At 73.1% G+C, this 279-nt stretch carries 1 protein-coding gene; it reads left to right on the top strand.

Features of this window, described 5'->3' with window-relative positions:
* Nucleotides 1–279, top strand: a 279-nt coding sequence (locus H2O73_RS23935; RefSeq protein ID WP_182110794.1) for a metal ABC transporter permease, incomplete at both ends; no start/stop codon positions are given.

The raw sequence follows: 279 nt of genomic DNA, 5'->3' as shown, positions 1-279 counted from the left end.
CTGGCCTATGCCAGCGGGCTCGATCCGCGGCGCGAACAGCTGGTGCTGACGGTGGCGCTGGCGATCACGGTGGCGGTGGCGATCAAGGTGGTGGGCGTGTTGCTGATTGCGGCGATGTTGATCATTCCGGCGGCGGCGGCCCGGGGGCTGGCGCGCACGCCGGAGGCCATGGCGGCCATCGCGGCGGGCATCGGGGCGCTGTCGGCGGTGGCCGGGTTGCGCGCGGCCTATGTGTTCGACACGCCTGCCGGGCCGTCGATCGTCTGTGTGGCCGCGCTG

Origin of the sequence: Vibrio marinisediminis (genome assembly GCF_014050145.1) — a bacterium.
Lineage (GTDB): Bacteria > Pseudomonadota > Gammaproteobacteria > Enterobacterales > Vibrionaceae > Vibrio > Vibrio marinisediminis.
This window is presented reverse-complemented; position numbering and strand designations above follow the sequence as displayed.